Genomic DNA, 26,612 nt, shown 5'->3' with positions numbered 1-26,612 from the left:
TGTGCGGGAGGGGGTCGCGTGCGGGTGGGGGTCGGGTGGGGGTCGGGTGGGGGTCGGGTGCGGGTGGGGGTCGTGTGCGGGTGGGATCAGCCGGCGGCGGGGACCTTGTCCGGGACGGCGGTGGTCCGGCCCGCGGGAGCCTCGGCGGCCTTGGCCTTACGGGGCACCAGCAGGGCCAGGGCGGCGGCGAGGGCGACCGCGCCGGCGCCGATCCACAGGGCGGGGACGGTGCCGTCGGTGAAGGCCTGCGGGGACTCGTAGCCGCCCTGGGCGGAGAAGACCGAGGCCAGGACCGCGACGCCGAGGGCTCCGCCGACCTCGCGCAGCGCGTTGTTGGTGCCGGATGCCTTGCCCTGGTCGGCCGGGGCGACGGTGGACATCAGGACGTTGGCCGCGGGGGCGAAGTAGAGGGCCATACCGATCCCGCTGAGGATCAGCGGGGGGAGCTGGGCCGCGTACGAGACGTCCGCGCTCAGGACGGCCGCGAACCAGCCGAGACCGAGGGCCTGGAAGGCGAGCCCGGCGGCGACCACCGGGCGGCCACCGATGCGGTCGGAGAGGATCCCGGCCAGCGGAGCGATGATCATCGGCATTCCGGTCCAGGGGAGCATGCGCAGGCCGGCTTCGGTGGGCGAGTAGCCGGCGACGCCCTGGAGGAACTGGCTGAGCAGGAAGATCGAGCCGAACATGCCGAGGAACATGAGCAGGCTGGCCAGGTTGATCCCGAGGAAGCCGCGGTCACGGAAGAGCCGCATGGGAAGCATGGGGTTGGCGTGGTTGAAGCCGTGGTGGATGAAGCCGCCGACGAGCGCGGAGCCGCCGATCAGGCCGGTCAGGACGGGGGCGCTGGTCCAGCCCTCGGAGTTGGCGTTGACCAGGGCGTAGACGATGCCGAAGAGGCCGCCGCTGATGAGCAGGGTGCCCGGGATGTCGAGGCGCGCGCCGGGGGCGGTGGACTCGGCGAGGCGCAGGCGGGCGAGCGGGATCAGGGCCAGGCCTATCGGCACGTTGAGCCAGAAGATCCACTGCCAGGAGATGTGCTCGGTGAGGCTGCCGCCGATGAGGGGGCCACTGGCGACGGCGAGGCCGGTGACGGCGCCGTAGATCCCGAGGGCCATGCCGCGGCGGGCGGCGGGAACGGCGGCGGTGAGCAGGGTGAGCGTGAGCGGCATCATGATCGCCGCGCCGACGCCCTGCACGGCGCGGGCGGCGATGAGCGCGTCGATGCCGGTCGCGAGGGCGGCTGCGGCGGAGGCGCCGGTGAAGACCGTGAGGCCGACGATGAACAGCCGGCGGCGGCCGAAGCGGTCGCCGAGGGCGGCACCGAACATCAGGAGGACGGCGAAGGTGAGCGTGTACGCGTTCACCGTCCACTCCAGGTCCTCCAGCTTGCCGCCGAGGTCCTCGCGGATGGCGGGGAGGGCGGTGGTGACGACCAGGTTGTCGAGTGCGGCCATGAAGCTGGCCACGCCGGTGAGGACGAGGGCCCAGACGGCGGGCCCGCGGAGCTTGGTGTCTTGCGTGGACACGATTTCCCCCTACCTTGTTAGTTATTGCTGACTAACTTTGACGTCCATGAAAATGCGCGCGAGCCGATCTCGCGCGCCGTCACTTCTCCAGGCGGCCCTCGGCACCCGCCGACGGGTAGAGCCCTTCCCAGACCCGGTGCTCGGGCGGAAAGCCCATGGCGGCGAGGGTGTTGATCAACATCCCGTACGCCATGAAGGTCGTGGCCTCGCTAGCGTCCCCGCCGAAGGGCACGAGGGCCGTGTCCCAGAGCTCCATCCAACCCTTGCGCACGAGCTCGCCGAGCTCATGGTCGCCGGCCGCCTCGGCGGCGGCGACGCTGACGTACATCTGGAGCTGCATCTGGAGCTTGTCGGGGTCCTCGGCGATCAGCCGGGTGTAGGCGTTCGCCATCGCCCGCGTGGCCTCCTCCCCCTGCAGCCCTTCGGCGGCGGCGGCGAAGAGGTCGCGCGTCTCCATCAGGCAGCGCTCGGCAGCCGCCAGGAAGATCGCCTGCTTGCCGGGGAAGAGCCGGAAGAGGTACGGCTGCGAGACGCCCACCCGCTTGGCGATCGCCTCGGTGGAGGTCCCGTAGTAACCTCCGCGCGCAAACTCGTGCACTGCAGCGCGAATGACGCTCTCACGCCGCTCGTCTGCGCTCATCCTGACCATGAGGCAAAGTTAGTACTCAATCACTAACCAAGTCAAGGGGGCGGGTCGGTCGGAGGCGGGGCGGGGGCGCCCTCCTGGTGCCCCCGCCCCGGTCGCGCTTCGCGCCGTCGGCTCAGGCCAGTTCGACCACTGCGCGGGACATGCCCAGGACCTTCTGGCCCGCGCTCATCGCCGTCAGGTCGACCCGAACTCGGTTGTCGTCCAGCTTCGCGGCGACCTTGGCGGTGACCTCGATCAGCCCGCCCTGGTCGTCGTTGGGGACCACGACCGGCCTGGTGAAGCGCACGCCGTACTCGACCACCGCGCCCGGGTCGCCGACCCAGTCGGTGACCACGCGGATCGCCTCGGCCATGGTGAACATGCCGTGCGCGATCACGTCCGGCAGTCCGACCTCCTTGGCGAACTTCTCGTTCCAGTGGATCGGGTTGAAGTCACCCGAGGCGCCCGCGTACTGGACCAGCGTGGCGCGCGTCACGGGGAAGGACGCCGCCGGCAGCTCGGTGCCGACCTCGACGTCGGCGTACTGGATCTGCGCTGCCATGTCAGGCCTCCTCGGGGGCGCGGGAGACGAGCTTCGTCCACGCCGTCACCACGTGCTTGCCGCTCTCGTCGTGGACCTCGCCGCGGATGTCGATGACGTCATTGCCCGCGAGCGACTTCACGGACTCGATGGTGGAGACCACCGACAGCCGGTCACCGGCTGTCACCGGGCGGGAGTACGCGAACTTCTGGTCACCGTGCACGACGCGGCTGTAGTCCAGTCCCAACTGCGGGTCCTCGACGACCTGGCCGGCGGCCTTGAAAGTGATCGCAAACACAAAAGTCGGCGGGGCGATCACATCGGGGTAGCCGTACGACTTCGCGGCTTCGGGATCGCTGTAGACGGGATTGGTGTCACCCACCGCAGCCGCGAATTCGCGGATCTTCTCCCGGCCGACCTCGTACGGATCGGTGGGCGGGTAGCTCCGCCCCACGAAGGACTGGTCGAGAGCCATGACTCACTACCTCCTGTTGAAGGGACACGAATGACGCAAGAAGAAAGACAGGAACGGGCACGGAAACGACACAAGGCCGCCCCCCAATGAAGGGGACGACCTCATGACGGTGCCTGTTATTCGAGACTTCGCTGGGGTCAGCGGGTCTCGCGGTGCGCGGTGTGCGAGTTGCAACGCGGGCAGTGCTTCTTCATCTCAAGACGGTCCGGGTTGTTACGCCGGTTCTTCTTGGTGATGTAGTTCCGCTCCTTGCACTCCACGCAGGCCAGCGTGATCTTCGGGCGGACGTCGGTGGCAGCCACGTGAGTGCTCCTTGACGGACTATGGGACGGATGAACGCATAAAAGAGTAGCCGATCGGGAGACCGACCCCGCAATCGGCTACTGTGTGTAGCGGCGACCGGACTTGAACCGGTGACACAGCGATTATGAGCCGCTTGCTCTACCGACTGAGCTACGCCGCTTTGATGTGATCAGCTCCCCACCCGAGGGTGGGGAACCTCTCTCACCAGAGCCCCAATGCGGAATCGAACCGCAGACCTTCTCCTTACCATGGAGACGCTCTACCGACTGAGCTATTGGGGCGAGCGATGAAGACATTACACGGTTGCCTGCCGATCGCCCAAATCCTTTGCGGGGACAGGGCTCCGAGGGGGTTCGCGAGCCGCTCTCGATCAACCCAACGATCACTTCCGCCCCACATCTCGGGCAGATTGTGGGCGGGCTCACACCCCGGCACCCGCCGATCGGAGCCCCGGCGCCCGTCGGGGCGCACGCGCGGGCGCTCCGGCGCGTGGCACCACACCGGTACGACTATTGCGCTCTTCCGCGAAGCGGGGTGCGCCGCGCCCTAGGCTCTGAGCACGCTGCGTGATCTTGGGCCGCGGGCCACGGCTCCAGGAACCGCCCGAGCCACCGCAGGAGCGCGATGTCCGACAGCCAGCCGCAGCAGCCGTTCCAATCGCCCCGCGGCGGAAACGGCAACGCGGCCGCAGCCGAGGCCACCACCCTGCTGCTCACGGGGGCTCGCCTCACCGACGGCCGCACCGTCGACGTCCGCCTCGGCGGCGGCCGGATCCAGGCCGTCGGCACCACGGGCAGCCTCCCCTCCCCCGCACCGGCCCGGGTGGACCTGACCGGCTACCTGCTGCTCCCGGCCCCCGCCGAGCCGCACGCCCACGGGGACACCGCGCTGACCGCCGACGTCGAGGGACCCGTCTCCTACGCCCCCGACGAGGTCCAGCGCCGGGCCACCGAATCCGCCCTGCTCCAGCTCGGCCACGGCGCCACCGCGGTCCGCTCCCACGTCCGCATCGGCGACGTGCACGGCCTCGGCCCGATGGAGGCCGTGCTCCAGGCCCGCCGCTCCCTGCGCGGGCTCGCCGACCTCACCGCCGTGGCCGTACCCCGACTGCTGACCGGGGTGGCCGGCGCGGACGGGCTGGCCATGCTGCGGGACGCGGTCAAGATGGGCGCCTCCGTGATCGGCGGCTGCCCGGACCTGGACCCGGACCCGACGGGCTTCCTCGAAGCCGTCCTGGAACTCGCCGCCGAGCACGGCTGCCCCGTGGATCTGCACACCGACGGTGACGACCCGGGCCGCCTCGCCCGGCTCGCGGCGATGGCCGGCGGGCTGCGCCCCGGAGTGACCATCGGCCCCTGCGGCGGCCTGTCCCGGCTCCCGCTGGACGCGGCCGCCCGCGCCGCCGACCAGCTGGCCGCGGCCGGCGTACGGGTCACCTGCCTGCCCCAGGGCGACTGTGCGGCCCTGGAACGGCGCGGCCTGCGCACCGCCCCCGTCCGGCTGCTGCGGGCCGCCGGGGTGCGCGTCGCGGCCGGCAGCGGGGCGCTGCGGGACGCCGGGAACCCCGTCGGGCGCGGGGATCCGCTGGAGGCCGCGTACTTGCTGGCCTCCCAGGGAGGGCTCCGGGCGGGCGAGGCGTACGAGTCCGTCAGCAGCTGCGCCCGCGAGGCCATGGGGCTGCCGGAGGTCCGGGTGGAGGCCGGTTTCCCGGCGGAGCTGCTCGCCGTGCGCGGGGACCGGATCGCGGGCGTGCTGTCCCTCGCCTACAGCCGGATCGTGATCCACCGCGGGCGAGTGGTAGCCCGTACGAGTGCCGTACGGGAGTACTGCGACTCCGCCGTCGCGGTGGCCCTGGACCTGCCCCGGCAGGGCCGTACGGAGGCGGGGCCCTGAAGTTCGCCGTCCGCTCGCGGGCGTCGGCGTCCGGCTCGTCGTACGGTCGGGTCATGCGCATCGTCATCGCGGGTGGACACGGTCAGATCGCGCTGCGGCTGGAGCGCCTGCTCGCCGCGCGCGGGTACGAGGTCGCGGGCATCGTCCGCGACCCGGCACAGGGCGACGACCTGAGGCAGGCGGGCGCCGAGCCGGTGCTCTGCGATCTGGAATCGGCCTCGGTGGAGCATGTGGCGGGGATTCTGCAGGGCGCGGACGTCGCGGTGTTCGCGGCCGGTGCGGGCCCGGGCAGCGGAATCGGGCGGAAGGACACCGTGGACCGGGGCGCGGCGGTGCTGTTCGCGGACGCCGCCGAACGGGCTCGTGTGCGGCGCTTCCTGATGGTCTCTTCGATGGGTGCGGACGCGCACCACGGCGGCGATGAGGTCTTCGACGCGTACCTGCGGGCCAAGGGCGAGGCCGATGACCACGTACGGACCCGGCTGGGCCTGGAGTGGACCGTCCTGCGCCCTGGTTCGCTGATCGACGACGCCGGGACGGGCCTGGTCCGTCTGGAGGCGCAGACGGGTCGGGGGGCCGTCCCGCGCGACGACGTGGCGGCGGTGCTGGCCGAGCTGATCGAGACCCCGGCTACGGCGGGCCTGACCCTGGAGCTGGTCTCCGGTTCGACGCCGGTCGAGGTGGCCGTGAAGGACGTGGCGGGCAACTGAGTCCGCCGCGCGGGCGGTCCGCCGCCTCGCCGCCCCGGCGGTCCGGCGGTCCGGTGGTCCGGCGCCCCGGCGGTCCGGTGGTCCGGCGGTTCAGAACCCGGCGCTGACCTTGTCGTCGGACCGGCCGACGGAATCCTGCTGGTACCGGTCCTCGTACGCCTGCCGGATCCGCTCGATGCGCGTGCTGCGCTCGTCGGCTTCCTTCTCCGGATAGAGCAGGACCACCTCGTACGAGGTCTCGCGGACGGTCTTGCCGTCCTGACCGCGCCACTGGCCGTACCCGTCGTGGAGGGTCAGCCCCTCGGGGAAGGCGGGGGTGATCTCCAGGTCCAGGAACCGCATGAACTCGCGTTCCTCGACCGGGTCGCGGCCGTCGGTCCGTTGGGTGCCGAAGTACAGCCGGGTCTCCTGGTAGGGCTCCCCCACGTCCGTGTGGAGGGCCGCTCCCACCAGAGCCGGAATCCCTGCGCCGAGCAGGGCCATGAGCACCCCGCCGCCGACCTTCCCGCGCGTGTCAGATGTCCATTTCACCCCCGGTGAACGAACAGGGGCCGCCGACGTTGCGGCCGTGGTCGGTGCGTCGTCGGGCGACGGCGGGAAGCCCGCCCGTCCGTGGTGGCGGGCGGGACGGGCTTCCGGTCGGTGCGTGGTGCGGCAGTGCGGAGGGGCGACTACCAGTAGATGACTACGTAGCCGTCGCCGCCGTCCTTGCCGCGGGAGCCGGAGTTGCCGATGGCCCGGTTGGTGCCACCGCCGCGGCCGCCGTCGCCGCCCACGGCCGTGCCGTCCGGGAGCTGCACGATGCCGTCCGCGGTGCCGCCGCCGGTGCCGTCGGCGTTGCCCGGGTCACCGTTGTGGTTGACGCCGCCCGAGGAGCACGTTCCGGTGCCGCCCAGGCCGGGCGTACCGGGCTCGCCGGGACCGCGGTCCGCAGCGCCGCCGCCCCCGCCGCCCCCGCCGCCGGTGGCGGTGAGGAGCACGGTGTTGCTCGATGCCACGGTCAGCGACGTGGTGGTGCCCGCGCTGCCGGCGGTGCCGTTGGCACCCGGCGCTCCGCCGAGGCCGTTGGCGCCTCCGGTGCCGACGTCCACGCCGTAGTCCGTCAGGGGGGTGACCGGGATGACGCACCAGGTGAAGCCGCCGCCACCACCGCCACCGCCGTGGCCACCGGTGTTCCGCGCGGCTGCGGCGGCGTCCGCGTCTGCGGCTCCGTCGACTCCGCCGGTCGCGTTGTTCGGGTTGTTGGGGTTGCCGCCGCCACCGTTGTTGCGCGCGGACCCGCCGCCACCGCCGCCGCCACCGCCGGCGCCCCATGCCTGGACGAACACCGAGGTGACGCCCGGCGGCGGGGTGAAGGTGTTGTCCGAGGTGAATTGCCGCAGGCCGTGGATGACCAGGGGCCCGTGCTTCTTGTGCTTGTCGTGCTCCGAGAGCCCGTGCTTCTTGCCCTCGGAATTCTCGTTCTGGTGGCCCGTCGGCTTGGGTCCGTCCGCGGATGCGGCCGGAGCCAGCGCGATCAACTGGCCGGTGAGGGCCGCAGCGGCGGCGATGGAGGCGAGCAGGACCCGGGAGCGCCCCCGGGGCCGTTGAATCGTCGCCGACTGATGGTTCAGGTTCATGGCTTCCTTACCCGCCGGCGCCGAGGGCTGCCGCGGGATGCGATGGGAGGGGTGCGTGCGTCACGCGCCGCCCATCCGACCTGGCCGCGACCTCGCCGTGGCGCTGGCAGGGCCGGGGCTGTGACCCAGTCAGGTGAGAAGTTCATCTGACCGGAGCAATTCGTGAGAGGCCCCCCGCTCTCGGTCGCCCCGCATCCGTGCCGCGGTCGGCCAGGTACGAAAGAACCCCCGCTCACTGTGATTCCACAGATGAACGGGGGTTCCACTCGCGTGGCGGCGCCAGGGTTCGAACCTGGGTAGGCTGAGCCGGCAGATTTACAGTCCCCCGCCTTGCACACCGGCGAGAGTGCCTTGACCTGCCAGAAGCGACCTCCGCTCCAAGCATGCGCCACTTACCGTCCGCGCCTCGTCCACGGAGACCGCCAGCCGCGCCCTAAAGGGGGCTAAGCGTCGCTCCGCTCCATCACGAAGCGGTAGGCCGCGAGCCCCAACGTGGCCGTTGCAACGAACGCCCCTCCTCCTACACCGAGGGTGAGATGCACTCCGGCACCGGTCACGTAGAACAGCGCCGCCGCCACACACGCTGCGCAGACACTGACCAGCAGGATGATTGCCAGCCAGATGCCGCGCTGCGCTGCGGTGTTTACCGCCATTTGCCCCTCCTCCTCCGAGCACTTACGTGCCGGGTTCACCCTGATCCCTTCGGCCCCTTGCGGCCCGGGTTCGACGGTGACAGGCGAAAAAGCCCAGGTCAAAGGGCATGTGGAACGGCTGCGAAGGAGGCAAAGAGCGATTCTGGTGGACAGACATCGCAGCTATGGAGTAGAGATCAATCGACAGCAATGGAGGAACCCGGCGCTTGCGCAGGAAGGGGAAGGACTGCCAAGGACCCCCTGTGTACCACCGTGGACCCCCGGACTCCCTGTCTCTCCTTCAAGAAGGTAAACAATCTTGCCGAACCCTCTTTACGCGTCGGCTCTGGCCAGCATGAGGAAGGCGGTGGACAACGCAGCCCGGAAGGGGAACGTTGCCTTCCCCATCAGCTTCGTCAAGGCGACTGACCCAGCAAACAGGCCCCCCTTGGCACGCCTGGTGCAGGGAGGTCGGGGTGGGGAGGTCCGCCTCAGGCTCTACCTCTGTATGACGATGATGGCTACACGGAAGCCCCACGACATCCGGCGTCCTCCAACTTCGCAGACTTGGGCCAGGACGCTCGCATTGCCTGCGGCCACAGGCCCTCGCCGCGTGACGGACAACGTGAACTGGTTGGCTGCCAACAAGTTCATCAAGTTGGGCCCCCGCCACGACTATGCGCCACCGTCGATCACCCTGCTCTCACTGGACGATGTGCGCAGCCCATACGAGCGCGCCAGCCTCGCGAGCCGTTACGTCGGAGTCCCCATCAGCTTCTGGACCCAGGGATGGATCCTGTCCCTGTCGCCGACCGCGACCGCGACCCTGCTCATGCTCATGGAGTCTCAGGGCGGCCACAGCGACGCTCGTTACATCCCCACAGAGAGGCGAGAGCTGTACGGGGTCTCCCACAACACCTGGACCAACGCCCGGAAGGAACTGGAGGGCCACGGCTTTCTGACAGTGGGTCGGGTTCCTCAAGGCAGCGATTTCGACTACCGCAGGCTGCGCAACACCTACCGGATCAACGAGGAGAGATTCTCGGACCTACCCGGTTCCCCCATGCCTAAGGACGAACCTGAGTAATCGTGGGACAACCTCCGCCCCATTGAGCCGGTGGGGCCGATGGCCTCCGCTGGATCCTTCACCTAGTCGTGGCGCGGGGCGGTGGCGTTCAGGTGCATTCGGGCCGCCTGGATGAAGCTGACCAGCACTGCGTCCAGTTTCTCCTGCGCCGAATCAAGCATGTCCGCAACGCTGTGATCCCACGTTCCGGTATGCCGCAGGATCGATTCCCGCTCCACCTCAGTGATGATCCCCTCTTCCACATAGACCTGCAGCAGGGATCGTGCTCGCAGGAACTCTGTCCGCCAGCGGATGCCAGGCTCTCCCATCTCTCCTGCACGTGCGGGCATGTCCCTGCTGGAGATCAGGTGGACGCGGTCGCGTGGGGAGAGGTCCCTGTGGATGGACCGCAATCGGTCGAGGGACTCGATGGCTGGAAAATCGCTGAGAGAACTGTGGAAGTGGCGCGCCCAGAGTTTGTTTATTGCGCGATAGACGTGGCCATGAAGGTCGAGCAGCTGCTTGAAACTGAATGACGCGTCCGCGATTTCGCGGGCCGCCGCCAACACCCCTTCAGGCCCTTCCAGTTCGACTGCCGCAAAAGCCGTCTCGACTTGCACGAGAGGTTCACGCAGGTCATGAGCCAAGTGATCGCGGTCCCCCTCGTTGCTGCGCGTGTACTCGGCGCGACGCACGAACTCTCGGGTTACGGCGAGAAGGCCGACATACGCGGCCCTCTGAGCGGCTCGGTTCTGCTGCTCAAGGGTGGCCGCGTACTGCGCGGTCGCCGTGGTCCGGGCAGCGCGGTAGGTAGCGTCCGCCTGAGCGTGACTCCCCTTCGCCTGGATGCGCGCAGCAGAGAGGGTGCCAGCGATGCCTAATGCCACGCCGGCCAGAGTGGCTATCGCGGTGATCAGTTCCGGGGACATGCTCGGCATCATCGCCTGAGCCACAGGGTCCGCGCTCCCCCTTCGTCCGGACTGACAGGCGTGCGCCAAGCCCAGGTCGATTCATCCCACACGAGCATCAACGAGTGCCGCCCAGGGCAGCCTCCGGACGCCCTGGGCTCGTCGCCCAAAAAATCCGATGGGAAGAGAGGCAGGCATGGCCGAGTTCTCCGAGCTAGCCCACGACTACGCTGGCCCGTATCGGCTGACGAACGGGGAGAGTGCTCTGAGGATGGGACCGAAGTCGATGAGGGTCTACCACACGATCCGGTCTTGGATCGAGTCGGGCAAGTACGGCCCCGGCGAAAAGCTTCCCTCCGAGCGGACCATGAGCGCTGAGCTGGAGATCGGCCGTACCGCCCTCCGCCAGGTGCTCGCACGACTGGCGAGCGAGCACCTCATCAAGGCGTACGACCGCAGTTCGTACCGGGTCGTGGGTGGCGAGACCGTACCCACGCCGGCAGAGCTGGAGCCCTGGACGATCCACGGCAGCAGGACGATCTACGAGAACCGGTGGGTGAATCTCGACCTCGTCGACGTTGAACCGCCCGGGGTCGAGCGGTTCGAGCACCACGTGGTGCGCCTGCACCACGTGGCGATCACAGCTGTGATCGATGAGCAGCAACGCGTCCTGATGTTGTGGCGCTACCGCTTCGTCCCGCAGCAGTGGGGATGGGAACTCCCCGGCGGGATCGTGGACGAAGGCGAGGATGCGGCGACCACGGCGGCGCGCGAGACCGAGGAAGAGACCGGTTGGCGTCCGACGAACGTCGAGCACGTCGTGACGTATCAGCCCATGATCGGCATGGTCGATTCGCCTCACGAGATCTTCGTGGCACGGGGCGCGGTGAAGGTGGGCGAACCCACGGACATCGAGGAAGCCGGGCAGATCGCCTGGGTGCCCCTGGCGGATATCCCTCGCCTCATGGCCGAGGGGAAGCTCATGGGGTCGGGAACTCTGGTCGCTCTGCTGCACGTCCTCGCATCGCGGGCTACAGCCGCCCCGTAAGTAGCTCCACACGCCGGCGGTGCCGCACGGACCCCGTGCGGTTCGCCAGCAGTCGTGCTTGCTGGAGGTTCGAGCGGGCCTCGTCGAACTCACCGCGGGCAAGGTGGGCCTGCGTCAGGTCGCTGTGCAGTCCTGCCTTGGCGCGCACGAACGTGGGGTCCGTCGTCTGGAGAGACGCGTAGAGGTCACCCATGGCCGAGCTGTCACCCAAGAGCGCCAGTACGTTTCCCCGCCAGCGCGCCAGGTGGTCCGCGTTCAGGAAGATGCTCAGCATGTCGGAGTCACGAGCGTGCGCGCCTTCCGGCAACACGGCTGCCGCCCGGTCCAGGGCATGCCGTGCGTCGTCGTGCATACCAGCGGCGGCGCACAGCTCAGCTTCGGCAGCACTCAGCCAAGCTCGAAGGCGAGACGATTGACGCTCCGCATGGGTGCGCTGCGCGTCGCGAATGAGCTCCACCGCCATCTCGGGTCGGCCGGCATCACCCAGGACGTACGCCTGCTCCCCCATGGCGTGGGCCAAGTACTGCGGCGCATCAGCGTCCTGCGCGGCGCGCTTCGCCAGCTCGTAGTGCCGCCATGCGCGCTCCACAGACCCTGCGTCCAGCGCTTGCCAGGCTGCCAGGGTCGCCGCCCCAGCCAGGGCCGTCGCGATGGGTCGGCGTGTCCCTGGCAGGACCGCGAAGGTGAGCGCGTCCTCCATGGCCGTCAGGTGGCCGTTCATCTGGTCCACCAGGCCCGATGCGCCCATCTGCCGGTCCATGGTCCGCAGTAGCTCGGTCTGGTCCATGAAAGTGCTCACCATGGAATCGCTGACGCTCCGCGCCGAGTCGATCCGGCTCAACAGGTCCTCGTAGCCATCCGCTTGTTGGGGGACTGAACGATCAGGCTCCCCGCCCAGCTCAGCGTCCGTCACCCCGAGCAGCGGCCGGAGAATCACGGCGTACCGCTCCGTGATGGCCCGTCGGCCGTTCTCCCACTCCGACACGTAGGTCTTCAGGCTCGCGCTGGATGCGACGTTCAGCATGTGCTGCCGCGCGTGGCGCTCAATCTCGAAGATCAGCCGCTCCTGCGACCACCCCCGCGATGTACGAATAGCTCGTAATCCCTTGCCCACGTGCATCGCCTCCGATGGCCGTGCCACCTGGGGAGGGCTAACCAAATCGCCGCAGGTGGGAGCGGGTTAACACCCTTGAGGTTAACCCCTGTTGGCTACCGAAACCCCCTGTCTGAGCCGTTTCCTGAAGTCGCACCGGAACACAGCGGCAAGCCCCGAACGAACTAGAGGCTTGCATCTGGTGCGCACCAGATGCCATGCTTCTGGTGCGCACCAGATGGCCCGCAGGGGCTCGCTTTGGCGGGGAGCCGGAGCGTTCTTTCTGCTTCACCCCCAACGCAGTGCAGCCCCCGGCGTTGCCGCGCCGAGGGCTGCTGAGTCCCGTTCCTCTCTCGAAGGAGCAAGACCCGTGAAGTCCATCGCTGCACTTCAGGACCTCGTTACCCCGTGGTCTGACGGTTTGGAGCCGTCGGACGCGGAGCTGGACGCGATCGAGCGAGAGATGCCCCTCATCGAGGCGCGCGTCGAGTTGCTCGACGCGGAGATCGCCGTTCTGGACCGGGCGCCGTCCGAGCTGGATGAGCAGCGGATCCGCCGGGCCCGTCGGCGGATGCTCGCCGTCCGCCGGGACCTGACCAACCAGGCCGCCGCCGCTGTGGGCATGCCGGGCGGTGCTGCATGAGTACTCCGATGCCCCTCTCGGCCCTGGCCGCGCCGCTAATGGCGCTGCGGATCTTCGAGGACCGCTACCGGCACCTTCCGGTGCCGAGTGTGTCGATCTCCAAGGTCTGCCCCGACGTTCTGGAGCTCTCCTTCCACGATGACGTGGACGGGTTCGAGACGTGGTGTGTGGCTCTGGGGATCCCGTCCCGGAAGGTGTCTCACGGTGTTCAGGAGGGTGGCCGCACTCTCGTCTTGAGGGCCGAGACCACCTACTCCGGCGGGCGCGTGCAGCTGATCGGCTTCGCCAAGATCCTCATCTCCGACGGTGAGCGTTCACGGGCGGAGGTCGACTCGTGAATCGCGTTCAGATCCGTTCATCCGAGCGTGCCCTGTCGGTCGGGACGTGGCTGATCGTCGGCGGGGCGATGCTCTACTCCGTCCTCACCGTCACCCCCCTCATGGCCGCCCACACGCCGACTGAGTGGCGGTGGACGGCCCCGATCCTGCCCCTCGTCGTGGACGCGGCGGTGGTGATCGTGGTCCGTCTCGACTCCGTTCTGGCCCGTCTCGGCGGGCACGGCGGGGCCTGGCCGGTGGCCCTGCGGTGGATGACGGGCACCATGACCCTCGCCCTGAACATCGGCGTATCCGCGCTGGCTGGAGACCTGGTCGGGGTCGCCGTGCACGCCGTCGCCCCGCTCCTCCTGATCGTCACCGCGGAAGCAGGCCTCGCCTACCGGCGGGCCCTGACCGCGGCCGTCCTGGCCGTGGAGGCCCGTAAGCGCGCCGAGCAGGACGAGCGGGATCGGGCGGTGGCGGAGAGGGAGGAGAACCGGCTCCGGGCCGCTCGTGAACAGCGCGAGCACGAGACGGCCATCGCCCGTGAACAGCGTGAACACGAGGCCCGTCTGGCCCGCGAGGAAGCCGAACGGCAGGACCGGATCCGGCGCGAGGAAACGGAGCGGGCCGAGGCTGCCGAACAGGCAGAGCGGGAAGCGGCTGAACGCCGTGAACACGAGCGTGAACAGGCCGAGGCCGAGCGTGAACGCCTAGAGCGTCAGGCGGCGCAGCAGCGCGAGCTGGACGCCCAGCAGCAGGCCGAGCGCGAGCGCCGTGAACGGGTCCGTGAACAGGAGCGGATGGAGCGTGAACGCGCCGCCCTCCTCGCCGCCGGACCTCCGCCGGCCAAGCTGCCCGAGGAGCAGGCACGCGCCACCGTGGCCGCCGCCTTCGCGGCCGGGGTGCCGGTGAGGGTCGCCGCGGAACTGTCCGGGTGGTCGGTCGGATGGGCCTCCGCCCGCTACCAGGAACACCGCGACAACGGCACCGCCACCGCTCCGGCCCTCACCCAATGAATACCCTCCCCGTCTACCGGTGGCGCCTCGCCCCTGAGGGGTTGGCCACCCGTCGTCAGCTCCGCGCCGCAGGTCTCCGGCCCGGCGGACAGGACGTCGCCGCCCAGCTGGAGCGCCCCCGCCGCCGACGCGGCCCGCTGATCGCCTACCTCTACCGGATCGACCTCGCAAAGCCCGTCCGGCCGATGACCCCCAACCGGTGGACGGCCCTCGCCAAAGCGGATGCAGCCCGCCGCCGCTGCCCCATCTGCCTCGATCACCTCCCGTACGTGATCCCGACGTCGCTCGGCATGTGCGTGGCCTGCCACGACTTCCCTGAACAGCGCGCCACCCGAACCCTCTCTGCTGCCTGAAGGAGTTCTGCTGTGTCTCGCCGCATGCGGCCGTCGGCCGCCCCGACCCTACGGATCCCGCGTCAGCGCAGGGGTCAGCCGGTCATCGTCGTCCTGAGCTCCGAGCTGGAGCCGTCCCTCACCGCCCGCGCCGCCGCCGCGTCTGGCCGTTGGCTGTGGAAGCACCGCCGCACCTGGGCCCCCACCGGGCTCTCCCTGGTTCTGCTGGCCGTGACGGGGCTGGTGCACCTGATCGAGCCCCGCACCGCGTGGGTCCTGGCTCCGCTCGCCCTCACCCCGGTCGGTGTGTGGGCGTGGACTGCCCGCCGTCGCCCTGCCACCTCCCGCACCGTCAGGACGTGGCGGGCCCTGCTCGCTGCCGCGGTGACGGCGGGGGTGGGCTGGGTGCCGGTGGCGATCTGGTTCGGTCCGGTCCGCCCGGCCGTGGCCCTGGTCTGGGCCCTCCTGACGCTTACCGCCCAGGTTGTTTGGCTCATCGCCCGCCGCTTGACCACCACCGCTGAGGAGACTCGTTGATGGCCACCAATCGCCAGGGCACGAACCGGGCCGCCGCCGGCATCCCGCGACCCCGGACCGGACCCCGAGCGGGCGCGAACGGCTCCCAGACCAAGGTGAACAGCAAGACGTTCTCCCCGGGTTTCAACATCACCGTCAACAGTGGTGGCCGCGGTAACGGTGGTGGGGGCGGGGGCTTTGTCGCCACCAACGGTTCCGGCGGGGGCGGGGGCGGGCGGCAGCTGTTGCCGGCGCCGGAGTTCACCTCTCCGGCGCAGGTCCGCCAGTACTGCAACAGCGTCCGCGCCGCCGGTGTCGCCCTCTCCATCGAGGTCGCTATGGGCGCCGAGATCCTCAAGGCCACGTTGGTGCAGGTCCCCGACCCGAACGGCCGGATCGGCGGCTCGCGGATCCGGGCGGCGAAGGTCGCTCGGAAGATGCGACGCGCCGCCGACGCCTTGCGGGATGCGGCGAAGAACGCTGCCGCGACCTACGCCTTGTTCCAGCAGGAGTACGAGGAAGAGATCAACCGCGTCCGCCACCGTGCCCGCCCGTCGCAGCCGCGCATGGACTGGGGCCAGCTCTAACGAGAAGGGAGAACCCTCTGATGGGCGAGCACAAGCACAGCGTTGAGCAGCAGTACGAAGACCAGCTCCGCGGTTCCGCCGACGGTGCCGGTGTCACCGCGTATGTCCTGCACCGGGCCAAGCCCCACCTGCCGCCCTGGCTCGCCGCCGGCGGACTCGGCCTCGCCGGAGCATTGGGAAGTCTTCAGTGGCAGGGCAGCGCGGCGGCCGGGGTTGGCCTGACCCTGGCTTCCGTCGCCCTGACTGGGGTCACCTGGTGGGCGGGGAAGGCGACCGGGCAGCAGCGTCGCCTGCACTCCGCGATCACGGTCGCGGCCGGGTCGGCCTGGCTCACCGGGGCCTGCCTCGCAGGGCCGGCCGCCGGTCCGCTCCCGGACCTGTACCTGATGGGCGGCCCGGCGCTGGCCCTGTCGTGGAACATCCGCATGGTTCTACGCCGCAACGTCGAGGGGACCCCGGCCGGGAGCACCGACAAGGGCCTGTTGGAGAAGGTGGGGTTGGCGCGGGCGCAGATCGGGGCGACGTCGGTGGAGCCGAACCGGGTCACCGCGAAGATGCTCCTGGAGGCCGGTGAGCAGACCAACGAGGACGTCTCAAAGGTCCTGCCTCGGCTCGCGTCCGCACTGGACCTGCCCACGTCCGCGGTCCGCTACCTGGGCGACCCTGGTTCCGCGCGCCGCGGGGAGCTGGTCATCGTGCCTGAGGACATGCTGGCCGAGGTCGCCGAGTGGGAGGGACCGTCCAACCTGGGTGCCTCGATTGCGGAGCCGCTGGTCATCGGCCGCTACGACGACGGTGCCCCGCTGATGCTGTGGCTGCCCGGCGACCCGGAGCAGGGACGCAACAGCACGCATCTGCTCATCGCCGGGATGTCGGGATCGGGCAAGGGCGATGCCGCCCTGAACCTCATGACGGAGATCCTTTCCCGCCGTGACGTGCTGTTGTGGCTCAGCGACCCGAAGATGTTCCAGGACTTCCGCCCGCTCCTGCCCGGCATGGACTGGGCTGCCGAGGGCGGACCGGACACCGAGGTGATGGTGGAGGCCATCAAGGCCGTCATCTCCGCCCGCACCCGCTGGCTCGGAGCCCATGGCTACCGCCAGTGGCTGCCTGCGGCAGCCGACCGGCAGACCAGCTCCGATCACACCTGCCGGCCCGACGGGCAGGCGTGTGGGTGCCCCGGCATGCCGTTCCTGGTCACGTGGATGGAGGAAGCGGCCAACACCCTGCGGCTGATGGGTGATGACGCCTTCACTGGGATCGCCCAGGAAGCACGCTCCGCCGGCGTATCCCTGATCGTCTCGCTCCAGCGGCCCTCCTACGACCAGATGTCCACCAGCACCCGGGCGTCTTTGCCGTCGGTGGTCTCGCTCGGCTGCGACCCCCGCGACGAGGGCTTCTCCCTCCCCGACTCGGTCATCGAGTCGGGCGCTCACCCCGGCGCGTGGGGTAACCGCCGCCCCGGCTACTGCTACCTCGTCTCCCCGGGTATCCCCGAGGACCGCTACCCCTCCCCGGGCCGCACCTTTGCGGTCCCGCAGACCCCGGCGGCCATCGCCACGATGGAAGCCCTCGCCGCCTGGGCCCAGCGCCACGCCGCCATCGGCGACCCCGTCACCGCCGGCGCCGCCCGCGCGGTCGCCGGACAGAACTACACCGGCCGCCCCACCACCGACAGCCACCCGGCACCGCGACCGGACACTGGCGACGAGGAGCCCGGCATGGAAGCGGAATCCCACGGCCTGCTGACCGACCCGGAGGACGCGGGCATCGATCCCGAGGCCGAACTCCCCGACGTCAAGGAGGGGGACGAGATCCCGCTGTGGGAGTCCCCGGGCTACAAGCCGTCGCCGGCCGAGGCCCGCGAACTCTTCGCCCGGGCGCTGGACGACTTCGAGACGGCAGGACAGATGGTCGTCGGCCCGAAGGACTTCATGGACTGGTGCGACCGCCACAACCTTTCCCGCCCGTGGGTGTCCGAGCGTCTCAAGGAAGCCGCCCTCGACGGCCGCCTGGAGCCGACCTCGGTGACCGGCCGGTGGCGGATCGTCCCCTCCCTCATGGCCGCCTGACACCTGACACCGTCAGGGCCCGTGACACCCAAACCCCTAGGCAAACCCACTGTCAGAACCCGTGACACCGGCCGCCTGACACCACCTGACACCTGTCCCTGACACCACACCCGGCGGGCCCGCGCCACCCACACCACGCGGGCCCGACCCACCTCACGGAGGCATGCACATGCCCCACGAACCGGCCCTCCACCACCCCACCCCGATCACCCGGCCCCCCGCACTGGCCCATCCCACCGCAGCCCCGATACCGGTCCTGCCCACCGGCACGGACATCGCCTGGGTCACCCTCCCCGACGGAACCCGCACCCTCGCCTACACCCACCCCACCCCCACCGACCTCGCGCCCACACCGGCGCCCCCGACTGCGGTTCCCGCGTGGGCCAAGACCACCGCGCTCCTCGCCCCGACCGTCGGCGGAGGCATCGGGGCGGCAGGAATCGGAATCTCCTACGCCGCCCCCGGACTCCTCGCCATCGCCGAAGCCCTCTGGGCCCTCGTCGCACTCATCGCCGCCGGCACCGCCCTCCCCCTGATCCTCCGCACCGGCCGCAGCACGCGCGGCCGGGGAGCAGCGCCGGTCCAGCACATCACCCAGCACGTCACCGCGACAGGCCTGTTCGGCCGCGCCACCGGCACCATCAACAACCGCTGAGGAGCGATGACATGACCCGCACCACGATCGGGTGGTTCGAGACCCTGACCGACAGCGTGTCCGCGCTCGGGGCCACCGCCCGCGAGGCCCGCATCGCCCACCGGGCCGCGCAGGCCGCCGGCGCGCAGTACAAGTTCGACCGTCTCCGGCACGTCGACGGCGCGATCGCCGACCCCTGTCAGCCGTCCGCGGTCTTGGACCGGCCGCACGACCGGGCGCTGCTCTCGATCGTGGCCGGCCACCTCGCGCACGAGTGCCGTATGGCTGAGCTTTACGACGACGCGGCCGCCGCGTACGCCTTCGGGGCCGCGTGGGCGCTCCTGCGCGTGCTGGACGGACAGCAGCCGCCCCTCGTCGAACTCGTCCGCCAGGCCGACGGCCGCACCGCCATCCCCGACGAGCTGTTCCCCGTCCCGCCTGCCTTCAAGGGCTTCGACACCTGGGACGGACACAAGCAGTTCGAGCAGGCCCACGAAGAGCTGGAACGGGTCGGTGACCTCTGGGCTTACGTCCGCGGCCTTGACGAGCTGGACGTCCCCGACACCTTCGACCTTCTCGACGTCAACGAGAAGCTCGCAGCCGCCCCCGACGCCGCCTTCAACTACGGCCAGATCGCCGAATCCGCACTCACCTTCGCGCTCCTCGACCACCGCCACACGCACCGCCGGTAGCTACGCCGAGGGCGGCCCCCCACTCACGCCAATGAAGCGGGGCCGCCCTCGTCACCAGCACATCCAACTGAACTGGAGGACACCAGCATGACTCATACCGCCGACAGTGGGCGAGAGCACGACCGCAGGGCCTTACCCTCCATGCTGCTGACGGCAGCCCTGGAGTCGGCCGCCCGCGGCTGGCCGGTGTTTCCGCTCCGCCCCGGGGACAAGCGGCCCGCCGGGCACGCCGAGGACCACTGTCCGACCACCGGCCGGTGCGCGGGCGGGCACGTCACCCCCGAGCAGCGGGCTACGACCGACAGGGCTCGGATCGCCGACTGCTGGACCCCCAAGCCGTACAACGTCGGGCTTGCCACCGGCCCGGCCGGGCTGCTCGTCATCGACCTCGACCTGCCTAAGCCCACTGACAAGGCCGCGCCGCCGGAGTGGGCGGGGTTCCGGGACGGGATCGAGGTGTTCACCGCCATCTGTGAGCGGGCCGGACACCCCGTGCCCACCGGCACGTACACGGTGCGCACCGGGCGTGGCGGGCTGCACCTGTACTTCGCTGCCCCTGGTGAGAAGCGGCTACGTGGGAGCGCAGGGCGTCTGGGGTGGAAGGTTGATACGCGAGCCTGGGGCGGGTACGTGGTGGCCCCTGGCAGCGTGGTGCACCGCCGGCCGTATGAGGTCATCAACGCGGTGGACCCGATCCCCCTCCCCACGTGGCTCTCTGACCTCCTCACCCCGCCACCCGCACCCGCCCCCCTGCCGGTGGCCGTGGTGCGGGCCCGGATCGGGCGTGCGGACCGGTACGCCACCGCGGCTATGGACGGGGAGCTGGCCAAGCTGGCCGCGGCCCCCGATGGCGAGCACAACCTCACTCTCTACCGGGCCGCTTATGCCCTGGGCCGCCTGATTGCCGCAGGAACCCTCTCCGAGCAGCAGGTCACCGACCGCCTCACCGAAGCCGCTCTCGCCAAGGGCCTCACCCCTTCCAGGACCGCCTCCAGCATCCGCGACGGCATCCGCCGCAGCACCCGTAACACCCTGGCCGGTGCCCGATGACCACACCCCACACCAGCCCCGCCGTACCGGCCCCCGCCCCCGACGGCGGTAGCGCGCTGAAGGTCGTCGCCGAAGGCGTCCCTTCATCTGTTCGCCCTGACCCGCACGCCGACGACGGACGCCGGCCCGTCGCCTGGCTCCACATCGTGGCCCCGCCCTCGTACGGCGCCAGCCCCAGCGTCCGCTCTTGGTGCTCCTGCGGCCGCGACATTTTCGCCGCCGGCCGCGCCCGCGCCCTCGCGCTGATCGCGGACCACGAACAGCACCGCACCCTCTGCCCGCTCCTCGATCAGCGAAGGGAAGCCGCATGAGTCCGCACGACCCTGAGCTGTGGGAAGGGTTCGACGAGATGACCCCGGAGGACATCGCCGGGCCTGGGTGGGACGAGCCCGTACCCCTCAACCCGCGCGGGCAGCTCCCTGTGTTCCCTGTGGAGGCCCTGCCCGATTGGCTCGCCGCCATGACGGCAGGTGTCGCGGAGGAGACGCAGACACCCGTCGACCTCGCAGGGTGTCTGGCTCTCGCCGTCATCGGCACGGCGGCCGGTGGGCGCCTCACTGTGACCGTGCGCGGGCAGTGGAGCGAGCCGGTCAACCTCTACACAGCCGTCGCCCTTCCGCCCGGCAACCGCAAGAGCGCCGTGTTCGGGCTCATGACCAAGCCCCTCCTCGCCGCCGAGAAAGCCCTCATCGAACTCACCGCACCCCAGCGGACCGAGGCCGCGGCCTCCGCGCGCATCGCGAAGGCCGCGGCCGAGAAGGCCGAGAAGCTCGCGGCCAACGCCGAGGCCGACAAGCTGGCCAATCTGACCGCCCAGGCCATCTCTCTGTCTGAGGCCGCGGAGCGGGCCGTCGTCCCGGCGGAGCCGCAGCTCGTCGCCGACGACATCACCGCCGAAAGCCTGACCACCCTCCTCGCCCAGCAGGACGGACGCATCTCGATCCTGTCCCCAGAGGGCGAGATCTTCGAGATCATCGCCGGACGCTACTCCGGCGTCCCGAACATGGGGATCTTCCTCAAGGGCCACGCCGGCGACATGGCCCGCGTCAACCGCCAGGCCCGAGATCCCCAGTACATCGAGAACCCCGCCATCACCATGGGCCTGGCCATCCAGCCGGAGGTCCTGGACTCCATCGGGCAGATCAAGGGTGCCGACGGCCGCGGCCTGCTCGCCCGGTTCCTCTACTCCAAGCCCGAATCCCTCGTCGGCTACCGCAACCTCACCCCAGAACTCCTCAACCCCGACACCGCCGAAACCTACGCCCGCAAGCTCGGGAGCCTGGCCCTGACCCTCGCGGCCTGGACCGAGACCGCCGAGCTCACCCTCACGCCCGAGGCCGACGCCGTCCTCCTTGCCTACCAGCGCGTCACGGAATCCCGCCTGCGCAAGGACGGGACCCTCGCACCGATCGTGAACTGGGCCAGCAAGCGCGACGGCGCCGTCGCCCGCATCGCCGGACTCCTCCACCTGGCTGCCCACCCCGAGGACGCCTGGACCCGGCCGATCGCCGCCGAGACCATGGCCGCCGCCACCCAGCTCGGGGACTACTTCACAGCCCACGCCCTCGACGTCTTCAACGCCATGAAGGCCGACCCCGCCCAGGCGGCCGCCCACACGGTCCTGACCCACCTGAACGAGACCCGCACAGCCACCTTCACCAAACGCGACCTCTTCCGCGCGATGCCCCGCAGCGAGTTCCCTGCCATGAGCGACCTCGACCCCGCCCTGGACCTCCTGGAGGAACACGGCTGGGTCCGCCAGCAGCCCCCACCGCCCCGCACCACACGAGGCGGCCGGCCGCCCTCCCCCCGCTACGAGACCCACCCCCGCATCACCCCCGCCGCCTGAAAACCCCCCAACCCACTGACAGAACTGACAGAACCTCCCGAACAGCCCCGTGACCTGCGGAAACGAGCACTTTCGGAGCTCTGACAGAACCTCCGAAAACTCTGACAGAACCCAAAAAACCTCGCCGCGGGCGAGCCGTCCGGTCTGACAGAACCGAGGTTTTCGAGGTTCTGTCAGAGTTTTTTGAGGTTTTGTCACGCGGCTCGAACCAGACAAAACCACAGGTCAGGGGCCACATGGCGAGGTTCTGTCAGTTCTGTCAGTACTTTCCGGGGTTTCCGCGCCCCGGACCACCGTCCATCGATACCGATGAGGAGTTAGACCTTGGCTACGTCACGCCGTCGGCGAACGCCGGTTGACGAATGGCTGCCTCTGACAGAGGTGCTTGAGGAACTCGACATCACCCGAGCCACTTGGTACCGGTGGCGCAACCGCGGGTACGGACCCAAGGCCCACCGGCTGCCCAACGGCCACATCAGGGTTCGGCGCAGCGCACTGGACACCTTCAACGACCAGCTGGAGGCTGCGTGACCGAGTGGAGCTACACGGTCAAGATGTGGGCCATCCGCAAGCGGCCCTACCGGAAGCCCTACCAACTCCGTTGGCAGGTTGGGATCCGGCCCCACTCCGAGTCGTTCCTGACGCTCGGGCTTGCCGAGAGTCGGCGCGCGCAGCTGATCACCGCCGCACGGGCCGGGGAGCCCTTCGACGTTGACAGTGGGCTCCCCAGGTCCCTGATCCAGCGGGAGAAGGACATCCCCTGGTACCAGCACGCTCGGAACTACATCGAAATGAAGTGGGACCACTCCCCCGCGAGCACGCGGAAGACGCTGGCCGAGGCCATGGCCACGGTCACCATGGCTCTGGTGAAGGACACGAAGGGCATGGCCGAGCCGGCCATCGCCCGGCGGGTGCTCTACAGCTGGGCGTTCAACGTGCACCAGTGGGACAAAGAGCAGCCGGACGAGGTGAAGGCGGTACTGGCCTGGTTCGAGCGGAAGTCAGTTCCGGTGTCAGCACTTTCCGAGCGGATGCTCGCACGGAAGGCCCTGAACGCCTGCACCAAGCGGCTGGACGGGAAGACGTCCGCAGGGTCCGTCATCACTCGGAAGCGGGCCATTTTCCACCAGGCCCTCGGATACGCGGTGGACGCGGAGCTGCTGGCGGAGAACCCGCTCCATTCCCTCCAGTGGTCGGCTCCCGAGAAGGTCGGCGAAGAACTGGACCGCGCGTGCGTGCCCGGTCCAGAACTCGCCGAGCGGTTACTGGCCGGGGTCCGATCGCAGGGGGCGCGGGGGCGGCATCTGGAGGCCTTCTTCGCCTGCATCCTCTACGCCGCAGCCCGCCCCGGAGAGACGGTCGGGCTGCGAGCCACGGACTTTCGCCTGCCCCGGCGAGGGTGGGGGACGGTGTGGCTGCGGGAAAGCCGACCTCGTGCCGGCCGGGCCTGGACGGACTCCGGCGAGGCCCACGATCGGAAGGGACTGAAGCACCGGCCGCGCAGCGCCGTACGGCAAGTCCCGATCCCCCCACAGCTCGTGTCAATGCTCCGGTGGCACATCACGGTCCACGGCGTCGCGGCGGACGGGCGACTCTTCCGAACGGCTCGCGGCGGCATGGTGCAGGAGAGCGGGTACGGGGCGGTGTGGGCGGAAGCCAGGGCCAAAGTTCTTAGCCCACAGGATCAGGCGTCCAGGATGGCGAAACGCCCCTATGACCTTCGCCACACGGCGGTGTCAACCTGGCTAAGCGCCGGGGTGGAGCCGCAGATCGTCGCCGAGCGGGCCGGCCACAGCCTGACGGTGCTCTTCCGGGTGTACGCGAAGTTCCTGAAGGACGGGGAGGAGACAGCGAACGCCATGATCTCCGCGCGTTTGGACCGCCGGTAGCGACCACGACCAAACCGCAGGTCAGATCCCGGATTCCCGTCCACGCTCCGTCCACAGACGCTGGTAGAGAGCGTGCGTCAACGAGACAGAGCGAGACAGTCGACTGTCCGTGTTCGAAAACGAAAGAACCCCCGTTCGCTGCGTTTCCGCAGATGAACGGGGGTTCCACTCGCGTGGCGGCGCCAGGGTTCGAACCTGGGTAGGCTGAGCCGGCAGATTTACAGTCTGCTCCCTTTGGCCACTCGGGCACACCGCCAAGATTTGCTGCCATTTTTTCCGCCTCGCGGCGGCGCTCCCTGGCAACGACGTAAACGATACCTGATGACCGGGGGTGCTTCACCACCGGATTGATCAGCGCCGGGGGTGGGTGCGGTGGCTAGGCTTTGCCGAGCGGGCCGGGCATGTCCGGCCGCGCCCTCCGGGGTGATCACAACCGACTTCAAGGAGCCACAGCACATGGCCGACTCCAGTTTCGACATCGTCTCGAAGGTCGAGCGGCAGGAGGTCGACAACGCCCTCAACCAGGCCGCCAAGGAGCTCTCGCAGCGCTACGACTTCAAGGGCACCGGTGCCACCATCGCCTGGTCCGGCGAGAAGATCCTGATGGAGGCGAACTCCGAGGAGCGCGTGAAGGCCGTCCTCGACGTCTTCGAGACCAAGCTGGTCAAGCGCGGTATCTCGCTGAAGGCGCTGGACGCCGGGGAGCCGCAGCTGTCCGGCAAGGAGTACAAGATCTTCGCCACGATCGAGGAGGGCATCTCCCAGGAGAACGCCAAGAAGGTCGCGAAGATCATCCGGGACGAGGGTCCCAAGGGCGTCAAGGCCCAGGTCCAGGGCGAGGAGCTGCGCGTCAGCTCCAAGAGCCGCGACGACCTCCAGGAGGTCCAGGCGCTGCTCAAGGGCAAGGACCTGGACTTCGCGATCCAGTTCGTGAACTATCGCTGAGCCTGTTCCGCGACCTGCCCCACGCCGGCCCGGCGGTCTTCACCGACCGCCGGGCCGCGGCGGTTGCGAAGGGGGTGTGTGCGGGGCGTGTGCGGCGCACGCGCCACCGAGGACTCCTGTGGGCACTTGGGCACGATGAGTGCGCCCGCCACGCTGGATGGCATCACACCACCGCGTAGCAGGGGGTTCTCGCATGCCTGGGGCCGGCACGTTTCGTGATGACTTCGGGGCGTCCGTGGTCGTCGCGCTGGTCGCTCTACCCCTGTGCGTCGGAGTGGCGGTCGCCTCCGGAGTACCGGCCGAGCTGGGGATCGTCACGGGGGTGGTCGGCGGGCTGGTCACCGGATGGTTCCGCGGGAGCTCCCTCCAGGTGAGCGGGCCCGCGGCCGGTCTGACCGTCCTCGTCTACGAGGCGGTGCAGGCCTACGGTCTTCCCGCGCTCGGGGTGCTGGTGCTGGCCGCCGGGGTTGCGCAGCTGGCCATGGGGATGTTGCGGCTCGGGCGGTGGTTCCGGGCGATCTCCGTGGCCGTCGTGCACGGGATGCTGGCCGGGATCGGGCTGGTACTGATCTGCGGGCAGTTGTACGCCCTGGGCGGCGTGGAGGCTCCGGGGCAGACCCTGGCGAAGCTGGGCGGGGTGCACGAGCTCGGGGCGCAGGCCGACTTGGCCGCCGTGCTGCTCGGGGTCGGGACGATCGCCGCCATGGTCGCCTGGCGCCGGGTGCCCGCCCGGCTGCGGATCGTCCCCGGGGCTCTCGTCGGGGTGGCTGCCGCGACCGCCGCGGCCGTCCTGTTGCGACTGCCCGTCGAAAAGGTGCGGGTGACGGGCGTGCTGGCGGCCGTTTCCCCGCCCGACTGGGGCGACTTCGGGGTCCTGGCCTCGGTCGGCGCGGTCGGGACCGTGGTCGCGCTGGCGCTGATCGCCTCCGCCGAGACGCTGTTCAGCGCCGCGGCCGTGGACCGCATGCACGACGGGCCGAGGACGGAGTACGACAAGGAACTCATCGCCCAGGGCGTGGGCAACAGCGTGTGCGGTCTGCTCGGCGCGCTGCCGATGACGGCGGTCATCGTGCGCAGCGCCACCAACGTGGAGGCCGGGGCGCGGACCCGTGCGGCCAGGGTGCTGCACGGTGGCTGGCTGCTGCTCTTCGCCGTGGCGTTTCCCCAGCTCCTGGAGAGCGTGCCGCTGGCCGCGCTGGCCGGGGTGCTGCTGCACGCGGGCTGGAAGCTGCTGCCGGCCAGGGCGGTGGCCGCGTTGTGGCGGACGCACCGGGGCGAGGCGGTGGTGCTGGTGGTCACGGCCTCGGCGATCGTGGTCACCAATCTCTTCGAGGGCGTGCTGATCGGGCTGGGGCTCGCCGTCGCCAAGGCGGCCTGGGAGACCTCCCACGTGCACATCGAGGAGGTGTGGGAGGACGAGGAGCTGTGCGTGCAGGTCCTGGGGAACGCCAGTTTCTTGCGGCTTCCCAAGCTGCTCGACGCCCTGGACGCGCTGCCGCACGGGCAGCCGGTGCGGCTGGATCTGAGCGGACTGCGCCACTTGGACCACGCCTGTCTGACCGCCCTGGAGGGCTGGGAGCGCACGCGGGCGCCACTGCCCGGCCGGGAGGGCGTCATCTAGC

General features: G+C 69.9%; 30 protein-coding genes and 3 tRNA genes. 20 read left to right on the top strand and 13 right to left on the bottom strand.

All coding sequences use genetic code 11. From position 1 onward, the window contains the following. Window positions 1-86: 86 nt before the first annotated feature. The 7 genes from OG594_RS26400 to OG594_RS26370 all read right to left on the bottom strand — a co-directional run bounded on the left by OG594_RS26400 (window position 87) and on the right by OG594_RS26370 (window position 3,757). Window positions 87-1,529 carry a DHA2 family efflux MFS transporter permease subunit gene (locus OG594_RS26400; protein ID WP_266603856.1) on the bottom strand — a complete coding sequence of 481 codons (1,443 nt, stop codon included), beginning with the start codon at window positions 1,527-1,529 and terminating at the stop codon, window positions 87-89. Between the two features lie 79 nt (window positions 1,530-1,608). Further along, window positions 1,609-2,178, bottom strand: coding sequence for a TetR/AcrR family transcriptional regulator (locus tag OG594_RS26395; RefSeq protein WP_266603854.1), 570 nt, complete (start codon window positions 2,176-2,178; stop codon window positions 1,609-1,611). 112 nt (window positions 2,179-2,290) lie between these two features. Further along, window positions 2,291-2,719, bottom strand: coding sequence for a MaoC family dehydratase (locus OG594_RS26390; RefSeq protein WP_030758157.1), 429 nt, complete (start codon window positions 2,717-2,719; stop codon window positions 2,291-2,293). Window position 2,720: 1 nt separating this feature from the next. Further along, window positions 2,721-3,173 (bottom strand): MaoC family dehydratase N-terminal domain-containing protein, encoded by a 453-nt coding sequence (locus tag OG594_RS26385; protein ID WP_266603852.1) that lies wholly within the window; start codon window positions 3,171-3,173, stop codon window positions 2,721-2,723. A gap of 137 nt (window positions 3,174-3,310) precedes the next feature. Next, window positions 3,311-3,475: a 50S ribosomal protein L33 gene (gene rpmG, locus OG594_RS26380; RefSeq protein WP_003956487.1), complete on the bottom strand. Its 165-nt coding sequence runs from the start codon at window positions 3,473-3,475 to the stop codon at window positions 3,311-3,313. Between the two features lie 88 nt (window positions 3,476-3,563). After that, window positions 3,564-3,636: transfer RNA gene (locus tag OG594_RS26375), tRNA-Met, on the bottom strand. A 48-nt stretch (window positions 3,637-3,684) separates the two neighbouring features. Beyond that, window positions 3,685-3,757, bottom strand: a tRNA-Thr gene (locus tag OG594_RS26370). A 343-nt stretch (window positions 3,758-4,100) separates the two neighbouring features. Here OG594_RS26370 and OG594_RS26365 point away from each other — a divergent pair. Together OG594_RS26365 and OG594_RS26360 are read left to right on the top strand one after the other, a co-directional pair. Further along, window positions 4,101-5,369: an amidohydrolase family protein gene (locus OG594_RS26365; RefSeq protein ID WP_266603850.1), complete on the top strand. Its 1,269-nt coding sequence runs from the start codon at window positions 4,101-4,103 to the stop codon at window positions 5,367-5,369. Window positions 5,370-5,422: 53 nt separating this feature from the next. Further along, entirely contained in the window at window positions 5,423-6,079 is a 657-nt protein-coding gene (locus OG594_RS26360) for an SDR family oxidoreductase (RefSeq protein WP_266603848.1), read from the top strand. A 90-nt stretch (window positions 6,080-6,169) separates the two neighbouring features. Here OG594_RS26360 and OG594_RS26355 read toward each other — a convergent pair whose 3' ends face one another. The 3 genes from OG594_RS26355 to OG594_RS26345 all read right to left on the bottom strand — a co-directional run bounded on the left by OG594_RS26355 (window position 6,170) and on the right by OG594_RS26345 (window position 8,351). Further along, complete coding sequence (locus tag OG594_RS26355) at window positions 6,170-6,610, bottom strand: DUF3574 domain-containing protein (protein ID WP_266603846.1); 441 nt, start codon at window positions 6,608-6,610, stop codon at window positions 6,170-6,172. A 140-nt stretch (window positions 6,611-6,750) separates the two neighbouring features. Further along, window positions 6,751-7,698 (bottom strand): hypothetical protein, encoded by a 948-nt coding sequence (locus OG594_RS26350; protein WP_266603844.1) that lies wholly within the window; start codon window positions 7,696-7,698, stop codon window positions 6,751-6,753. A 443-nt stretch (window positions 7,699-8,141) separates the two neighbouring features. Then, on the bottom strand, window positions 8,142-8,351 hold the full coding sequence (locus tag OG594_RS26345) for a hypothetical protein (RefSeq protein ID WP_266603842.1): 210 nt from the start codon (window positions 8,349-8,351) through the stop codon (window positions 8,142-8,144). Between the two features lie 592 nt (window positions 8,352-8,943). Here OG594_RS26345 and OG594_RS26340 point away from each other — a divergent pair. Continuing rightward, window positions 8,944-9,417, top strand: coding sequence for a hypothetical protein (locus OG594_RS26340; RefSeq protein ID WP_266603840.1), 474 nt, complete (start codon window positions 8,944-8,946; stop codon window positions 9,415-9,417). A 62-nt stretch (window positions 9,418-9,479) separates the two neighbouring features. On the opposite strand, the gene OG594_RS26335 is transcribed toward OG594_RS26340, so the two are convergent. Then, window positions 9,480-10,325 carry a hypothetical protein gene (locus tag OG594_RS26335; protein ID WP_266603838.1) on the bottom strand — a complete coding sequence of 282 codons (846 nt, stop codon included), beginning with the start codon at window positions 10,323-10,325 and terminating at the stop codon, window positions 9,480-9,482. 250 nt (window positions 10,326-10,575) lie between these two features. Here OG594_RS26335 and OG594_RS26330 point away from each other — a divergent pair, with 250 nt between their 5' ends. Next, window positions 10,576-11,352, top strand: a complete 777-nt coding sequence (locus OG594_RS26330; protein ID WP_266606585.1) for an NUDIX domain-containing protein — start codon at window positions 10,576-10,578, stop codon at window positions 11,350-11,352. On the opposite strand, the gene OG594_RS26325 is transcribed toward OG594_RS26330, so the two are convergent. Continuing rightward, complete coding sequence (locus OG594_RS26325) at window positions 11,336-12,466, bottom strand: helix-turn-helix transcriptional regulator (protein ID WP_266603836.1); 1,131 nt, start codon at window positions 12,464-12,466, stop codon at window positions 11,336-11,338. The two genes, OG594_RS26330 and OG594_RS26325, sit on opposite strands and share 17 nt — an antisense overlap. A gap of 349 nt (window positions 12,467-12,815) precedes the next feature. Between OG594_RS26325 and OG594_RS26320 the strand changes: the two genes are divergently transcribed. The 14 genes from OG594_RS26320 to OG594_RS26255 all read left to right on the top strand — a co-directional run bounded on the left by OG594_RS26320 (window position 12,816) and on the right by OG594_RS26255 (window position 24,045). After that, window positions 12,816-13,088 carry a DUF6284 family protein gene (locus OG594_RS26320; RefSeq protein ID WP_266603834.1) on the top strand — a complete coding sequence of 91 codons (273 nt, stop codon included), beginning with the start codon at window positions 12,816-12,818 and terminating at the stop codon, window positions 13,086-13,088. Then, complete coding sequence (locus OG594_RS26315) at window positions 13,085-13,426, top strand: hypothetical protein (protein WP_266603832.1); 342 nt, start codon at window positions 13,085-13,087, stop codon at window positions 13,424-13,426. Before OG594_RS26320 ends, OG594_RS26315 begins: the two co-directional genes overlap by 4 nt. After that, window positions 13,423-14,424 carry a DUF2637 domain-containing protein gene (locus tag OG594_RS26310; RefSeq protein ID WP_266603830.1) on the top strand — a complete coding sequence of 334 codons (1,002 nt, stop codon included), beginning with the start codon at window positions 13,423-13,425 and terminating at the stop codon, window positions 14,422-14,424. The genes OG594_RS26315 and OG594_RS26310 overlap by 4 nt, the downstream gene beginning before the upstream one ends. Next, window positions 14,421-14,777, top strand: coding sequence for an RRQRL motif-containing zinc-binding protein (locus OG594_RS26305; protein WP_266603828.1), 357 nt, complete (start codon window positions 14,421-14,423; stop codon window positions 14,775-14,777). The genes OG594_RS26310 and OG594_RS26305 overlap by 4 nt, the downstream gene beginning before the upstream one ends. A 12-nt stretch (window positions 14,778-14,789) precedes the next feature. Beyond that, window positions 14,790-15,293 (top strand): hypothetical protein, encoded by a 504-nt coding sequence (locus OG594_RS26300; RefSeq protein ID WP_266603826.1) that lies wholly within the window; start codon window positions 14,790-14,792, stop codon window positions 15,291-15,293. Beyond that, window positions 15,293-15,859 carry a plasmid transfer protein TraA gene (traA, locus tag OG594_RS26295; RefSeq protein WP_266598246.1) on the top strand — a complete coding sequence of 189 codons (567 nt, stop codon included), beginning with the start codon at window positions 15,293-15,295 and terminating at the stop codon, window positions 15,857-15,859. The genes OG594_RS26300 and traA overlap by 1 nt, the downstream gene beginning before the upstream one ends. A 20-nt stretch (window positions 15,860-15,879) precedes the next feature. Then, window positions 15,880-17,931: a plasmid transfer protein TraB gene (gene traB / locus OG594_RS26290; protein WP_266598247.1), complete on the top strand. Its 2,052-nt coding sequence runs from the start codon at window positions 15,880-15,882 to the stop codon at window positions 17,929-17,931. Window positions 17,932-18,094: 163 nt separating this feature from the next. Further along, entirely contained in the window at window positions 18,095-18,586 is a 492-nt protein-coding gene (locus OG594_RS26285) for a hypothetical protein (protein WP_266603824.1), read from the top strand. 11 nt (window positions 18,587-18,597) lie between these two features. Further along, a complete protein-coding gene (locus OG594_RS26280; protein ID WP_266603822.1) occupies window positions 18,598-19,257 on the top strand; it encodes a hypothetical protein in 660 nt (219 codons plus the stop codon). 87 nt (window positions 19,258-19,344) lie between these two features. Next, window positions 19,345-20,307: a bifunctional DNA primase/polymerase gene (locus OG594_RS26275; RefSeq protein WP_266603820.1), complete on the top strand. Its 963-nt coding sequence runs from the start codon at window positions 19,345-19,347 to the stop codon at window positions 20,305-20,307. Further along, window positions 20,304-20,618, top strand: coding sequence for a hypothetical protein (locus OG594_RS26270; protein ID WP_266603818.1), 315 nt, complete (start codon window positions 20,304-20,306; stop codon window positions 20,616-20,618). The genes OG594_RS26275 and OG594_RS26270 overlap by 4 nt, the downstream gene beginning before the upstream one ends. Continuing rightward, entirely contained in the window at window positions 20,615-22,156 is a 1,542-nt protein-coding gene (locus OG594_RS26265) for a YfjI family protein (RefSeq protein ID WP_266603816.1), read from the top strand. Before OG594_RS26270 ends, OG594_RS26265 begins: the two co-directional genes overlap by 4 nt. Window positions 22,157-22,480: 324 nt before the next feature. Beyond that, entirely contained in the window at window positions 22,481-22,687 is a 207-nt protein-coding gene (locus OG594_RS26260; protein ID WP_323185330.1) for a helix-turn-helix domain-containing protein, read from the top strand. Further along, window positions 22,684-24,045 (top strand): tyrosine-type recombinase/integrase, encoded by a 1,362-nt coding sequence (locus OG594_RS26255; protein WP_266603814.1) that lies wholly within the window; start codon window positions 22,684-22,686, stop codon window positions 24,043-24,045. The genes OG594_RS26260 and OG594_RS26255 overlap by 4 nt, the downstream gene beginning before the upstream one ends. A 174-nt stretch (window positions 24,046-24,219) precedes the next feature. Here the strand turns inward: OG594_RS26255 and OG594_RS26250 are convergent. Then, window positions 24,220-24,301 (bottom strand) — tRNA-Tyr (locus OG594_RS26250). 200 nt (window positions 24,302-24,501) lie between these two features. Between OG594_RS26250 and OG594_RS26245 the strand changes: the two genes are divergently transcribed. Together OG594_RS26245 and OG594_RS26240 are read left to right on the top strand one after the other, a co-directional pair. After that, window positions 24,502-24,990: a YajQ family cyclic di-GMP-binding protein gene (locus OG594_RS26245; RefSeq protein WP_030009008.1), complete on the top strand. Its 489-nt coding sequence runs from the start codon at window positions 24,502-24,504 to the stop codon at window positions 24,988-24,990. A 193-nt stretch (window positions 24,991-25,183) separates the two neighbouring features. Continuing rightward, the gene (locus OG594_RS26240) at window positions 25,184-26,611 is read left to right on the top strand and encodes a SulP family inorganic anion transporter (protein ID WP_266603811.1); all 1,428 of its coding nucleotides are present in this window, start codon (window positions 25,184-25,186) and stop codon (window positions 26,609-26,611) included. Window position 26,612: the final 1 nt, after the last annotated feature.

This window comes from Streptomyces sp. NBC_01214 (genome assembly GCF_026340975.1).
Taxonomy (GTDB): Bacteria; Actinomycetota; Actinomycetes; order Streptomycetales; family Streptomycetaceae; genus Streptomyces.
This window is presented reverse-complemented; position numbering and strand designations above follow the sequence as displayed.